The organism is Streptomyces sp. NPDC050509 (genome assembly GCF_044457965.1).
Taxonomy (GTDB): Bacteria; Actinomycetota; Actinomycetes; order Streptomycetales; family Streptomycetaceae; genus Streptomyces.
In genome coordinates, this window is the sequence record NZ_JBITHL010000014.1 from 157015 (window position 1) to 171171 (window position 14157).

Below are 14157 nucleotides of genomic sequence, written 5' to 3' on the forward strand. Positions count from 1 at the left end.
AGGTCACGCTCCGCGGCGAAGCCTCCGAACGCAGACGCCTGGACGAGACCGAAGCGGCACGCACGCACGAAACCGCAGGTCAGGCACCCTTCTCCACCAGCTCAAGAATCGCCACGCACTCCACATGATGCGTCATCGAAATCACGTCACCGCGAGAGTGGGCAGAGAAATAGCAGGTCAGCGGCGCATTTTCGGTTCTGCCAAGGGCTACCAGAGGCGCACAGCCGACCGGATGTCTCCTGCACAAGGCACCCGTCTGGCTGTGCAGTGCGATCCCGGGGTGCCAACCACGGGCGGCAACACGCTGGTGACGTCCCGAGCATCGGGCAACAACTGTGCCCGGTTTCGTCACGGGTAGTGGCAGTACGTTGTTCGAGAACCGCTGGCGACCCTGCTACGGCCCGGCACAACCGTCCGGTGGAGGGGGACCGCTGCTTGCGGGAATGGGACAGGCTCCCCAACCCAGACTTCACCCCAGCCCTGCGCTCCTCCCGCCCGGCAGGTGCTCACGCCCCATCCGCACCCGCCCGCTACATCGACATCCACGCCGTACAGCCGGTCCCCTTCGCCAGCCTAAGCCCGGATATCATCTACTCGGTCAAAAAGTGCAGTTAGGGCAAAGCCCGTGACGCCCGGAGGAGCTTTCTGCCGTGTAACAGTTCGCCAGAGCGGCGAAGCACCTCGAAGCCGGACGGCTGTTCAGCCGTGCCACTACAACCGACCGCACACCGACTCGCAGGTCCTTGGCACTGAGCCTTTCCATCCTCAATCCGAGCTGGCCAGATGCAGGGTGAGGACAGCCTGGCTGAGGCTCGTGATCCGGGTCGGAGAGCAGCGGAGCTCGCGGAGGAGCCGCCAAGACTGGAGGGTGGCGATGGCTGGTTCGACCAGTGCCCGGACCTTCGCGTGGGATCGGTTGACGGCCGGCTGGCCGACGGAGGGGCTGCGCCACCGGCCACGGTAAGGGAGACGGACCGTGCCGCCTGCGCCCTGGTAGCCCTTGTCCGCCCGGCAGTTGGAAGCGCACAGGTTCGCAAAATCCTGAGCCGCGCCGCGCGGGAATCCGTACGCGAATCCCAGACAGGTAGGGCTACGGGCACGGGTTGCGGCCGCATTCAGCTGTCTGGTCGGGCGGCGCATGGGCAGGGTGCACAGGGCTGCGGGGGCAAGATGCCTTGGCTCGTTCGGTTCTGTCGAGCTGTTGACGAGCGCTGAGGCGCGGGCCACGCTGCTGCGTCTCGTGCACGTCCGGTCTCGGTGGCGAGGCTTCGCGTGTGGAAGGAGGTGGCTTCCACGTGTTCGAGTACGCGGCGGACCCGGGCGCGTTCGGCGCGTCGGGGATTGAGCGGGTGCATCAGAGGGCGGCAGGCCTTGCGGAAGGCCTCCAGCGCCTGATCGAGGTCAGGTGCAGCGGGTGCGGGCTTCGGGGCGCCGGCCTTCGGCGCGCAGTGCGCGAGATGGTCGAGAATGACGAGCAACTCCGTCAGACGCATTTCGGCGACGGTGTGGACACGTGTGGGGACGACCAGCGCGGCTGCCAGAATCCCGCAGCCGGCCCCCAGTGCGGTCTCCTGGATGCGCAGGGCGAGCAGCTCCGGGGAGAGCGTATGCAGGAGTGCGAGCACCATGCTGAGCGAGCCGGTGATGAAGAAGGTCACCGCCCAGTAGCTGCCGGAGGGGGTGTAGAACATCCCGAAGATGCAGGCGAGGAGAAAGGCCAGGGCCACGGGTGTGTGCCCGGCGGCCAGGACGGCCAGGACGTATCCGAACGGCACCCCGGCGACGGTGCCGATCAGCCGCCGGCCGCTCTGCAGCAGGATGTCCCCGGTGTGCTCGGCCTTGATGAAGACGACCCATGCCGTGGCGACGGCCCAGTACCACAGGTGCGGGGAGATCAGATGCCCGCCGAGTACCGCGAGAGCGGCCGCGACGGTCACCTGGAACGCCTGCCGCGTCGTATGCCGCGACGAGCCTGAAGACTGTGCGCCACCTAGGCGGAGTGCCACACGGTCACACCGTGTTCGATCCGTCAGGTCCACCGTCTCCGCATCTCGCAGCGTGTTGGCGGAGGGCGCCGTCGAATCCTTCGATGCTCGGATCGCGAGCACTCCGAGGCGCTGCGCGGCTGCGTCCGCACGTGCCGTCCGCTCCAGCTCAGCTGTCGTGTCGCGGAGCAGTCCGGCCGGAGCCTCGTACAGGAATTCCTGAAGCAGCAGCGCGGAGGTATGCAGCCGGTCGAGACGCCGTTCGAGTCTGCGGACGCCGCCTCCGTCGCCTGCCAGTAGACCCGACGTGGCCTGCTGCGCGTCTCGAAGGCGTCTGTTGAATGCCACCTTCAGGCGCTTCAGGCTTGCGTAGGACGTCGTGGGCACCAGGCAGCAGCGCGTGACTGCTGCTGCCGCGAAGGCGATGGCCAACGCCCCGGTCAGTTGCGGAAGTTGGTGGGGCTGGATCCCGGCGAACTGGGACAGGAAGTAGGCCATGAAGGCGAAGATCCCGAGGTCCAGGCCCCGTCGGCCGAAGCGGCGCGCATAGACCGCGGCGAAGATCAGCAGCAGGAAGGCCAGGTGGGACGCGAGGGGGAAGGGTGCCAGCAGGCCCCCGGCCGTCAAGGCGGCAAGGGTCACGGGTGCCCCGGCGAGCAGAGTGAGGAACTGGTTGCGGCGGTGCAGGTCGCTGCTCGCCAACGAGGTGACCACCGCCGTGAAGCCGCCGGCCAGAAGCACGACAGAGGACTGGTCCCCTACCGTCAGCGCGGCCAGGGTGAGCGTGAGGCCTACGACGGCACGCAGCCCGGCGGTCAGACGCAGCAGCCCCGGGTCGGCGGCGGCAAACCGGTCCCAGAGCGACGTTGCCTTCGCAGCCACCGTGGATTTCCGTTCCTTCGTCGTGGTGGGCCCTCCCCGTCCGAGCGCGACGAGCGAGGCCGTGTGCAGCCCGGGCCCACCGGCCTCGGACCTGCGTGTGCGCAGGGGCTTGGACCAAGCGGGGGCATCGGGATAGCAGGGCGAAGGGGGCCACCTGACGAGTTGCTGCTCCCTCGCCCTTGTGGCCAGTCTGGTCCGGCGGGATGGCGGGCGGTATGCGTCAGGTGACTGCTTCCACGGCCCAGGCGTTCCCTTATTCCTGGCGGCCGCCCGTCGCGAGGGTGCCCTCGATGAGGTCGCGCAGCTGGGAGCGGGCGGTGATGCCCAGCTTGGGGAAGCTGCGGTAGAGGTGCGAGCTGACCGTGCGCGGGGAGAGGAAGAGCCTCTCGCCGATCTCGCGGTTGGTCAGCCCTCGGGCGGCGAGATGGATGATCTGCTGCTGTTGCGGGGAGAGTTCGGCGAGCGCGTCGGGGGCCGTGTCCGTGACGCCGAGGCCGGCGGCCCGCGATTCGGCCCGGGCACGCTCGATCCACGGATGCGCGCCCAGGCGCCGGAAGATCTCCAGGGCCTCGGTGAGCGGCCCACGCGCCTCTGCGATGCGCCGACGCCGCCGCAGCCACTCGGCGAAGTCCAGCAGGGTCTGGGCACGTTCGAAGGGCCAGTGCTCAAGGACCGGGTCGGCCAGGGCCGCCCGGAAGTGCGGCTCGGCATCCTCGGGGTCCGCCAGCAGGCCACGGGCCCGGCTGATCAACGCGCGCAGGCGCGGTGAGGCGTCGTCCGCGAGCGCGCGTGCGGAACGCTCGACGATCGCGGCGGCCTCCTCGCGCCGACCACTGCGCACAGCGGCGGCGGCCAGATCCGCGAGGGCCGGGTAGGAGGCGTGGTAATGCACAGGGGCGCCGTCTGCCGTGAAGACCATGCGGAGTTGGTCGTAGGCCGTCTCGTACGCACCTTCCGCGGCTGCCGCGGCGCCGAGCGCACGACGGGCATAGACGCAGACCGAGCGGCTTTCCAGCGGATCGGTCAGGGCGAGCGCCTCATCGGCCCGTGCCCGGGCCGTTGAGGCGTGCCCCTGGTAGGCCAGCACGGTGGCATCCACCGTGGCCGCGCAGGCCACGGCGTGGTCGAGGCCGGTCACCCGGCCGACCGCGGTGGTGCGGGCGCAGGCCTCACGGGCCTGGTCCCACCTTCCTCGTTCCACATAGGCCCACGCGACCGCGCCGCCCAGCCCCTCCGGCAGCGGTCCCCGCAGCTCCCAGCGGTCGAAGGCCTCGTCGAAGGCACGGACGGCCCGCGGGGTCTCGTCCAGGAGCCATGCCATGATCCCGACGGTGGTGAGCTGCTCCGGCCTGGCTTCCGCCTCGGCGGCCAACTGCGGGAGCAGCGAGACAAGATGGGCCCGGCCGTCGAAGGGGTCCGACACGGCCCTCACCCAGGTGCGCAAGCCTGCGGGTGCGGCGTCCTCGGGAAGGCGCCCCAGGATGTTCTGGATGCGGTGGCGATGGGTGTCCTCTCCGGAGTAGAAGCGGACCACGGCGGCGCCGGCCAGGAGGTCGAGCGCTGCGGCGGGCTGGGAGACCGCCAACTCCTCGGCGGCGTCGGTCAGTCGGGAGAAAACCGTGGTGTGGCGCACGGTCAGGATCGCCAGTCGCCCGGCCTGTACCGCGGCGGAAGCCAGCAGCGACGCGTCATCCGTGCGTGTGCGTGCCGCGGCGGCCAGTTCCTCGACCCAGGCGAGGTCACCGGTGAACACGGCCGCAGAAGCGGCTTCGACCAGAAGCCGGGCGCTGTCCTCACGCCGCGGTGCGAGTTCCGCGGCACGCTGCAGGGCCTTGGCCGCCGCCGCATGGCCGCCGCGCCGACGGGCCCGGGCGGCGGTCCGCTCCAGCTCCGCCGACACGGCCGCGTCCGGGCCCGGGCAGGCGGCGGCCAGATGCCAGGCACGCCGGTCCGGTTCGTCCCGCAGCATCTCGGCGAGCGCGAGGTGAGCCTCGCGCCGGGCGCCCAAGGATGCGGCGTGATACGCGGCGGAGCGGACCAGCGGGTGGCGGAACCGGACGTCTCGGCCGGTCCGCCGGACCAGGACGGCCTGCTCGGCGGGCAGCCAGGTCTCGTCCTCGGCGTCCGGAAGCCCGGCCGAGACGGCGATCGCGGTGTCGACGCTGTCCATGGCGGCCAGGAGCAGCAGGGCCCGCGTCGTGGCGGCGGGGAGACCTTTCAGGCGGGCGGCGAAGATACGCTCCAAGTGATCGGTGAGCGGGAGTGGACCTGCCGACGGCATCCCCGTAGCCGCGTCGTGTGCGGTGGCTGCCCTCGTCAGTTCCACCAGTGCCAGCGGGTTGCCGCCGGCCTGGTCGAGGATGTGCGTCCTGGTGCGGCCGGCGGGGCTCTTCGGCTGCAGGTCGAGGAGCCGATTGGCCGCAGCGCTGTCGAGCGGTCCCAGGGTGAGCGTCGGCACGTGACGGTCGAATCCCGGGAGGTGATCGCCGCCACGGACTGCGATCAGCATCGTGACCGGTTCCCCTTCCAACCTTCGGGCGACGAAGGACAGTGCGTCCAGGGAAGCGCGGTCGAACCACTGCGCATCGTCCAACACCACGAGCACGGGACGCTGGCCGCCCAGGGCTGACAGCAGACTCAGGACGGCGACCCCGATCAGCATGAGATCGGGTGCGCTCGCATGCCCGGGCGTGGACGGCGCCACACCGAAGGCGTCCTGTATCGCAGCGCGCTGCCTCTCCGGCAGCACGTCCACCGCGGCCGGCGCCGGCCGCAGCAACTGGTGCAGGGCGGAGAACGCCAGGCTCGCCTCCGACTCGCTGCCCTCGGCCCGCAGTACGCGAGCACCGCCGGCTTCAGCCCGACGCACCGCACAGTCCAGCAGCGCGCTCTTCCCCGTGCCCATGTCACCGACCAGCATCACCACCGGGTTTGCCGACGCCGAGTCCACCGCATGAAACAGGCGTGCCAGCTCCGCGTCCCGGCCGACGAACGGCTCACTCGGATCCGGCTCTGGTCCCATGACCGCACCGCGGTCGCCTGCGCGCTCGTCCACGGAGTCTCCAGGAACTGTGGCTCTTCGAACGGGAGCCGCCTTGCCTTGCTCCATCCAGGCTACAGCGGCCGCGCCCCGTGCCCGGGCTGTGGGCACAGGTGCAGTCACGTTACGGATACCCCGTGCCCGAGTCTGCTCGTACGGTTCCAGGAAAGCCCCCGAATTCCCAAGGACGCCTCATGGAACAAATCAAGCTGGGCAACGTCACCATCACCCGGGTATGGGAATACTTCGGCTCCGTCGAAATGACGCCCGACACCTTCTTCCCGGAAAGCTCGAAGGAAGTGTGGGACGACAGCGACTCATGGCTGACCCCGCATTTCCTGGATTCCGACACCAATATCGTAAATTCCGCGATCCAGACCTGGCTGCTGCGCAGCGAGGGCAAGACCATCCTCGTCGACACCGGCGTGGGCAACCACAAGGACCGCCCGTACGCGCCGGTCTGGAACCGCCTCGAAACGGGCTTCCTGGCCAATCTCGCCCGGGCCGGCGTCAGGCCCGAGGACGTCGACATCGTGATCAACACGCATCTCCACATCGATCACGTCGGCTGGAACACATACCTGAACGGCCGGCAATGGGTGCCCACCTTCCCCAACGCCACCTACCTGATGCCGAAGGACGACTTCGAATTCTGGAATCCCGAGAACGGCCACAAGCCACTGCTCGGCCGCGGCAACCAGAACGTCTTCGAGGACAGCGTGGCCCCGGTGCACCAGGCCGGCCAGACGCTGCTGTGGGAAAACAGCCACCAGATCGACGCCGGCCTGCGCCTGGACACGGCTCCCGGACACACCCCCGGCTCCTCCGTACTGACCCTCACCTCCGGGACGGACCGCGCGGTGTTCGTCGGCGACATGCTGCACAACCCCGTGCAGATCCTCGAACCGGACGCCAACAGCTGCTTCTGCGAGGACCCCGCCGGCGCCCGCGCCACCCGCCGCAAGGTGCTGGGCTGGGCCGCCGACAACAACGCACTCGTGATCCCCGCGCACCTGGGCGGCCACGGCGCCGCCGAAGTCGTACGTGACGGAAGCAAGTTCGCCATCAAGGGCTGGGCTCCCTTCGCCCCGTACACCGAGCAGGGCTGAGGCCCGCAGAAAGGCAAGACCGTGAATCATCACCCCGAGCCCGTCGTGACCACGGCGCAGGGAGCCGTCCGCGGCCTGCGCCAGGACGGCACCGCCGCCTTCCTGAACATCCCGTATGCCACCCCGCCCCGCGGCGCCAGCCGGTTCGCGCCGCCCCAGCCGCACGAGCCGTGGGACGGCATACGGGACGCCACCGTGCCGGGGCCCAACGCGCCGCAGTCCGAGCGCAAGCTCGGCAGCGTGGACATGTCCCCCTACTTCGGCACCGGTTGGAGCCGCGGGGAGGACTACCTCACCGTCAACGTCTTCACGCCCGCCGCCTCCGGCGGCGACCTGCCCGTCATGGCGTTCGTCCACGGCGGGGGATTCGTCGCCGGCTCGACGCGGTCCGCGTTGTACGACGGTTCCGCCTTCGCCCGTGACGGCGTCGTCCTCGTCACCGTCAACTACCGGCTGGGCATCGCCGGGTTCCTCGACATGCCCGGCGCGCCCGCCAACCGCGGCATGCTCGACGTCGTCGCCGCGCTGCGCTGGGTGCGGGAGAACATCGCCGCCTTCGGCGGTGACCCGGACAACGTCACTCTCTTCGGCCAGTCGGCCGGGGCGACCATCGTCGGTGGCGTCCTGGCCACCCCCGAGGCCACGGGCCTCTTCCGCCGGGCGATCGTCCAAAGCGGTAGCGGCCTGGGGGCGTTCACCACCGAACAGGCCGCCCGCGTCACCCAGGCAGCGGCCGAGGCCCTGGGCATCGAGCCCCATGTCGACGCCTTCGCGGACATCTCCGACGACCGCCTGGTCGAGGCCGCCTCCCGGCTCGCGGGCATCGACCTGCAGACCGACACGCACCACGATCCGCTGATCGGACTCAGTCCCTTCAGTCTGGTCCTCGACACGCAGCCCGCCGAATCCGTCGCCGCCGGCCTGAGCGCCGATGTCGACCTGCTCATCGGGACCAACACCGAGGAGGGAAACCTCTACCTGGTCCCCGTGGACAAGTACGCCACCTCGACCGCCGCAGACGTCGACGACACGGCGGCACGCTCGCACCCGAAGGCGGGGCAGCTCGTCGAGACGTACCGCAAGGCCCGCCCCGAGGCGTCCTTCGGCGAGCTGCGCTCCGCCATCATGGGCGACGCGCTGTTCGGCGCGGGCAGCTGGGCACTGGCCGGCGCACATGCCGCCCACCCCGAGTCCGCCACGCACGCCTACGAGTTCGCCTGGCGCTCCCACGCCCTTGACGGACAGCTCGGCGCCACCCACGCCATGGAGCTGCCCTTCGTCTTCGATCTCGCGCACCTCCCCCAGCTACACGGCCCCGCCGCCCTGCTCGGCCCCGACAAGCCCCCCGCGGATCTCGCCGCCCGCATGCACGAGACCTGGGTCCGGTTCGCCAGGACCGGCAACCCCGGCTGGGACCCGTACGACACCGAGCGCCGGGCCGCCATGCGCATCGACGCCGAGTGGACCCAGGTCGACGACCCTCGCGGCCAGGAACGACAGGCCTGGAACTGACCCTCGCACGCGTCCATACGCACTCCCTTCAAGGAAGACCATGACCAGAACCGTCATCACCACCGAGAACGCCCCCTCCCTGCCGGCCCCGCTGTCCCAAGGCATCCGCAAGGGCCCCGTCCTGCAGGTCTCCGGGCAGCTCCCCTTCGATCCGGACACGGGCGAGATCGTCGGCACCACGGTCGCCGAGCAGACCACACAAACCCTGCGCAACGTCACCGCCGTACTCAAGGCGGGCGGCGCGGGCCTGGAGGACGTCGTGATGCTCCGCGTGTACCTCACCGATTCCGCCCACCTGGCCGAGATGAACCAGGCGTACGCCGCGGCCGTCGGTGAGCCGTTCCCCGCTCGCACCACCGTCTACATGCAGCTTCCGCCGGGACTGCTCGTGGAGGTCGACGCCCTGGCAGTGCTGGGCGACTGACCAGGATGGCCGGTCGTCTGACGAGGGCGTGCACCAGCCTGAGGGTTCCGGCCGCGGAACTGCTCGATGCCCTGTGCGCACTGGCGGGACGACCGGCACCGCCCTTCGGTCCTCATCCCGTACGACGCGTCCACGGGCAGGTGCTCCAAGCAGTGGGGTCGTTGCCGTTGGGCGTGCTGCAGCCAGGCGATGTGAGCGCGGCCATGGACGTGCGCGCGGGCCTCTTGAACGCCGAAGTCCCGGCCCAGGCGGATGCGGCCGCCCTCTGCATCCGGCGCGCGGTCGACGACCTGGGACCGGCCGAACTGTGGGAGCTGGCTCGCGGCACGGCCGTGACCCGAGGCGATCTCATGCGGGGCGCTGCCGCGACGCTGGCGGAGGGACGCCCGGTGAACGGAGACCTTCTGGACGAACTCGCCGCGCACATCCTCGCGGAGGAGGTCACCGAACGGTCCCCGTGCCAGTGGGGCCGGCAGCACGCCGATGCGGTACGTGCCGCGCTGTACCGGAGTCTGGCCGACTCCGCGGATGCCCTTCTGGAGGTGTCGGAGTCGACTCCGACACCGCTGGACTGGACTGGCGACGACACCAGCGGGAGATCTGCCACGGCAGTGATCGGCGGGGTGACATACGGCGTTCTGGTCCAGCCGACGGAGACCGCGACCACGGCCGCAGAGCCCGTCTGGCATCACCCCTCGCCCTCTGCCACTCACACCGCCTGGCAGTGGCGGATCGCGAGCGGGCCGCCCGACCCCGCCTCCCACGGCTGTGAGCCCTTCCCCTCCGCGCTCGCGGCACGGCACGCCGCCGAGTGCGCAATCACGGCACTCGCCGACGGGAGATGTGACCTGTGAGTAGCCTCATCCGACCTGAGCACTTGGGCACTTCATCGCACTGATGACCCGCAGGCCACTCGAAGGGGCCCCGCACCAACTGGTCGAAGAATCCCTGAATCCATCCCGGCACCTACGTTGCCGGTCGCCATGAGGTGTGCGTTCCGGACAAGGCTTAGGTTCAACTATTGGGATTTCCGAATGCCTTGCGGCGGGAGAGCTCAGCGGCATAGTCAGCTCGTAAGGAGCCAGCCTCCTTGGTCCACTTCTCGGCCCGGTTTATGTGCAATCCGAGCAGGCGGCTGAGGACGACGGCGGGGAGCTCGGCGGAGAGCTCCATGAGTGTGGTGTTGCGGGCGCGTCGTGCGTGGATGCCTAGGGCGGTGAGCTTGCGCATGAGCTGTCGGCTGCTGATGGGCTGTCCGCCGGCCGTGCCCGGGAAGAGCCAGGGGTGATCGTCACTGCGTCCGAGGGTGGAGTAGCCGTGCCGCTGCTGGACGAGCTCCAGCACGAGGGAGTCCAGCGGGGGCGGCAGATCGGTCGGGTGGGACCCGAGCGTGAGCGCAACCCCGTCCTCCGTGCGGGTGACCTGGTCGAGCCGGATCCGGGAGGTGCGGCTCAGAGGCTGGGCGAACAGCAAGAGAAGGCGGCCTGCGACGCGGGTGGTGGTGTCGACCCCGTCTCCTTCACGAGTCGGCGGACGTGGGCCCATCGTTGATCCTGCTCGATGATGACCATCGAAGCGCGGGGCAGCCAGCCCTCAAGTTCGGCGAGGCGCTCGTCGCGAGCCGGAAGAACACCGTCGGCAGCCAGAGCCGCCCGCAAGTGACGGACGGCTTTCACCGGGTGCCCAAGGCCGTCGAGGAGGTCGTGCGTCACGGGCCCCTTCTCGGCGGCGAGAGCAGCCAGCAAACGCCGCGGAACGGGTTCACGCAGCCGTAGAGAAGAGAGAGGGGATTGCCCCGGTGTAAGCATTGGAACACCGGTTCCAGGTCCGGCCGGACGATGCCGTCGGGCCCGCCGAGCAGGCCGGTCAACTGTCGGTCGAGAGCGCACGAGTTGCAAAGCCCGTGGTGATAGAGCCGTTCGAGGACACCACATTGGACACAGTCGCGTCTGGCGATGGGGTGCTTGTCGTAGCAGACACGGCAGAGCGCTTCCCCGTTCGGGCCACGTCCGGTGAGCGGCTTGGACCTGCCGCAGCAAATTCCGGGCCTCAGTCGGGCGCAGGGCCTGCTCAGCCACGACGCGCATGAAGAGGGGCACCGCGGGTTCGTCACCCACATGTCCACGCACCCACTGGATCAGCGCTCACACCTCCTCCTTGAAGTACAGCCATTCTTCTTCCATTTCCTCAACCCACATACCTCTGGAACTCCTCACGAGCGACGATCACGGTCTACATTGCGCGCCGCATCAGATGAAACCGTCAGCCTCTCGGGCTGGCCTCGGCCAGGAAGCCAACCGATACGAGCGCAAGGCCGGGGTCGCGCCATCCGTAACAAGCACCAACAGACCGTCATCAGCGAGACGGTCAAGACTCCGCACCACGACACGCTCAAGGACCCCAATAGCATGGGACACGTGCCGAGTTGCAGCTCCGGGGTGTGCCGCAACGTGTGCGAGGACGGTCCGGTCTCGGCGATAGCCGCGTTGCACCAAATCTTCACCGAACAGGCCGGCCGCGCAGATGCATACGCACAGCCCGGTGGAGACACACTGAGCGTTTTCCAACCTCACGTTGACGCGTGGTGAAGGACGAGGACGGCCTTCACCATGTCGGCCCAGCACTTCAGGCCCGCCTCGGTGAGCGCGTCGATGATTCCGTGGTGTCGGGCAGCAGTGAGGTCGTGGGTCGATCCGGGCAGGGCCGGCGAGGCCCGGAGCAGGCGTCCGAACGGATCGGTGAGGACCTGGATGTTCATGCCGTGGCGTTTGTGTTTCCTGGAGTAGTACGGGGAGTCCGCAGCGATCCGGTCGATCGGCAGCAGAGTGCCGTCCAGGATCACGAACGCCTTCTCGCGGATCGTCCGCATCGCCTCGGCGAGTGAAGGCGCGAGGGCGGCCAGGGCCTCGACAGCTTCGCGTACATAGCGGCAGACCGTGGCGATCCCGATGTCGAATCCGGCAGCGAGCTGGGCGTAGGTATCACCGCACCGCAGGTGCGCGAGGACGAGCAGAGCCTGGCGGCCGACGGCCAGACGTCGCCACCGTGTACCGATCTTCGCCCGCCGCGCGGCCAGTTGACCGGTAAGGAACCGCAGGGTTCGGCTGGACAGATCGATCGAGGATGAGCAGACAAGCATGCGAAGCTCCTGGCAGGCACGGGTGATCTTGGTCGAGAACCCGTCTACCAGGAGCTTTGTCGTTGCGCAGGGGCGTCCAACTTGCGGTCAGCATCGGGATGCCGGAAATCGCTCACGGTTCAGTCACGGCGGTGAGCTCGGCGATGAATCCCGTTCGTGACCTCGACGCGGTCGCTCCCGGAGCCGATGTTCAGCACATCGGCCGGTTGCCTATGAACGAGTACTCATGCAAGAGTGGTCGTATGTCATCGATCAGGTTGTTCATCCTCGACACGTTCGCGAGGAACGGCGAGATGCACGGGCATAGGGTGCGCCTCCAGGCCGAGCGGGAACATCTGCACCTGTGGACGGACGTGTCCGTGGGCAGCCTGTACCAGGCGATCAAGCGCCTGCTGGCTGAAGGCTTGCTCGAAGAGGTCAGGACCGAGAAGGAGGGCAATCTGCCCGAGCGTCAGGTGTACGGCATCACCGGTGAAGGGCGGCTGCGTCTCAAGGAACTCCAGTCCGAGAGTCTGCGCCACATCTGGATGAAGCCGGACCCGTTCGACCTGGCCCTCACCCGCCTGGACCCGGAGAAGCTGGACGAGCTCCACACGGTGATCGCATCCCGGCTGGATGAACTCGCCTCCATGCTCTCGGACACCGAGGCGCTGAACGCCAACGCCATCGACGGCGGCTACCTGACGGTGAGCGAGGCACTAGCGGTCAGTCACAGTGCGCACAGGCTGCGCGCCGAGATCGCCTGGCTCCAGGAGGTCCTGGACGCGGTGCCCGAGATTGTCACCGATGAACGGACCCGTCAGCCCGACACCCTCTGAATCACCGGATTCCCCCCTTGAATCCACCCGCGTCGCAGTCGGCGCGGCATTGCCCGGTAAGGAGCACGCCCCATGTCCGAACTCATCGAACCCTTCACCCTGTCCGTGCCGGAGGAACAGCTGACCGACCTGCGTGAGCGGCTCTCCCGCACCCGGTGGCCCGATCCAGAGACCGTTCCGGACACCAGCCAGGGACCCCAGCTGGCGAAGCTCCGCGCGCTGCACGACTACTGGCTCAACACCTACGACTGGCGGCGGTGCGAGAAGACCCTCAACGGCTTCGGCCAGTCCCGCACCATCATCGATGGTCTGGGCATTCACCTCCTCCATGTGCGCTCGCCTGAGCCGGACGCCCTCCCGCTGGTCATGACCCACGGATGGCCCAGCTCCGTCCTCGATTTCCACAAGGTCATCGGCCCACTGACCGATCCCGCGGCCCACGGCGGCGACCCGCGGGACGCCTTCCATCTCGTGGTGCCGTCGCTGCCGGGATTCGGGTTCTCCGACCGGCCTACGGAACCCGGCTGGGGATTCCCCAGGGTCGCCGATGCCTGGATCACGCTGATGGACCGGCTCGGCTACCGGCGATGGGGCGCCCAGGGCGGCGACCTCGGATGCGCGGTCACCGACGAGATCGGCCGCAAGGCCCCCGACGGATGCGTCGGGCTGCACCTCAACTTCGCCATGTTCCCGCCAACGCCCGACGAGATCCGGGACGCCACCGAGCACGAGCAGGCAATGCTCGACAGCGCCGCCTACTTCTGGGAGAACCTCTCGGGCTACGCCAAGGAGCAGGCAACCCGCCCTCAGACCATTGGCTACTCCCTCGCGGAGTCCCCCATCGGCCTGGCTGCCTGGATCTACGCGATGTTCCAGGACACCTGCGGCACGCCGGGGGACGCGGAAGCATCATTCACCCTGGACGAGCTGCTCGACGACATCATGCTCTATTGGCTTACCAACACCGGGACGTCCTCTGCGCGGACCTACTGGGAAATGGCACGTTCGGCACGGCCCTCCGCGCCGAACGCCGCCGCACCGATCACACTGCCTACCGGATTCAGCATGTTCCCGGAGGAGCACGTCCGGAAGTCCCAGCGCTGGGTGGAACGCCGCTACAGCAACGTCGTCCACTTCAACGAGCTTGAGGTGGGCGGGCACTTCGCGGCCCTGGAACAACCGGCACTCTTCGTTGACGAAGTCCGGACCACCTTCCGTTCCTTGCGCTGAGCGCACCGCCGGCATCGG

Annotated in this window: 10 protein-coding genes and 2 pseudogenes; 7 read left to right on the forward strand and 5 right to left on the reverse strand. The window is 68.8% G+C overall.

All coding sequences use genetic code 11. The features are described from left to right. Positions 1-765: 765 nt before the first annotated feature. The 3 genes and pseudogenes from ACIBJC_RS32785 to ACIBJC_RS32795 form a co-directional block, all read right to left on the reverse strand. Positions 766-1014, reverse strand: a pseudogene (locus tag ACIBJC_RS32785) (transposase family protein); the annotation flags it as partial. A 101-nt stretch (positions 1015-1115) separates the two neighbouring features. After that, a complete protein-coding gene (locus ACIBJC_RS32790; protein WP_399298805.1) occupies positions 1116-2867 on the reverse strand; it encodes an FUSC family protein in 1752 nt (583 codons plus the stop codon). A gap of 253 nt (positions 2868-3120) precedes the next feature. Then, positions 3121-5922, reverse strand: a complete 2802-nt coding sequence (locus tag ACIBJC_RS32795; RefSeq protein ID WP_399298806.1) for an AAA family ATPase — start codon at positions 5920-5922, stop codon at positions 3121-3123. A 179-nt stretch (positions 5923-6101) separates the two neighbouring features. Between ACIBJC_RS32795 and ACIBJC_RS32800 the strand changes: the two genes are divergently transcribed. The 4 genes from ACIBJC_RS32800 to ACIBJC_RS32815 all read left to right on the forward strand — a co-directional run bounded on the left by ACIBJC_RS32800 (position 6102) and on the right by ACIBJC_RS32815 (position 9806). After that, positions 6102-7016: an MBL fold metallo-hydrolase gene (locus ACIBJC_RS32800; protein ID WP_399298808.1), complete on the forward strand. Its 915-nt coding sequence runs from the start codon at positions 6102-6104 to the stop codon at positions 7014-7016. A 21-nt stretch (positions 7017-7037) separates the two neighbouring features. Continuing rightward, positions 7038-8528 carry a carboxylesterase/lipase family protein gene (locus ACIBJC_RS32805; RefSeq protein ID WP_399298810.1) on the forward strand — a complete coding sequence of 497 codons (1491 nt, stop codon included), beginning with the start codon at positions 7038-7040 and terminating at the stop codon, positions 8526-8528. Positions 8529-8568: 40 nt separating this feature from the next. Further along, on the forward strand, positions 8569-8952 hold the full coding sequence (locus tag ACIBJC_RS32810) for a RidA family protein (RefSeq protein WP_399298812.1): 384 nt from the start codon (positions 8569-8571) through the stop codon (positions 8950-8952). Positions 8953-9143: 191 nt separating this feature from the next. Further along, on the forward strand, positions 9144-9806 hold the full coding sequence (locus tag ACIBJC_RS32815) for a hypothetical protein (RefSeq protein ID WP_399298813.1): 663 nt from the start codon (positions 9144-9146) through the stop codon (positions 9804-9806). 160 nt (positions 9807-9966) lie between these two features. Here ACIBJC_RS32815 and ACIBJC_RS32820 read toward each other — a convergent pair whose 3' ends face one another. Continuing rightward, positions 9967-10497, reverse strand: a complete 531-nt coding sequence (locus ACIBJC_RS32820; RefSeq protein ID WP_399298815.1) for a hypothetical protein — start codon at positions 10495-10497, stop codon at positions 9967-9969. A gap of 2 nt (positions 10498-10499) precedes the next feature. On the opposite strand from ACIBJC_RS32820, the gene ACIBJC_RS32825 reads away from it, so the two are divergent. Continuing rightward, the gene (locus ACIBJC_RS32825; RefSeq protein ID WP_399298816.1) at positions 10500-10727 is read left to right on the forward strand and encodes a hypothetical protein; all 228 of its coding nucleotides are present in this window, start codon (positions 10500-10502) and stop codon (positions 10725-10727) included. Positions 10728-11563: 836 nt separating this feature from the next. Here the strand turns inward: ACIBJC_RS32825 and ACIBJC_RS32830 are convergent. After that, positions 11564-12091: pseudogene (locus tag ACIBJC_RS32830) on the reverse strand (transposase family protein); the annotation flags it as partial. 242 nt (positions 12092-12333) lie between these two features. Here ACIBJC_RS32830 and ACIBJC_RS32835 point away from each other — a divergent pair. Both ACIBJC_RS32835 and ACIBJC_RS32840 read left to right on the forward strand, forming a co-directional pair. Continuing rightward, positions 12334-12909 (forward strand): PadR family transcriptional regulator, encoded by a 576-nt coding sequence (locus ACIBJC_RS32835; protein ID WP_327398321.1) that lies wholly within the window; start codon positions 12334-12336, stop codon positions 12907-12909. Between the two features lie 72 nt (positions 12910-12981). Beyond that, positions 12982-14139: an epoxide hydrolase family protein gene (locus ACIBJC_RS32840; protein ID WP_399298818.1), complete on the forward strand. Its 1158-nt coding sequence runs from the start codon at positions 12982-12984 to the stop codon at positions 14137-14139. Positions 14140-14157 lie beyond the last annotated feature (18 nt).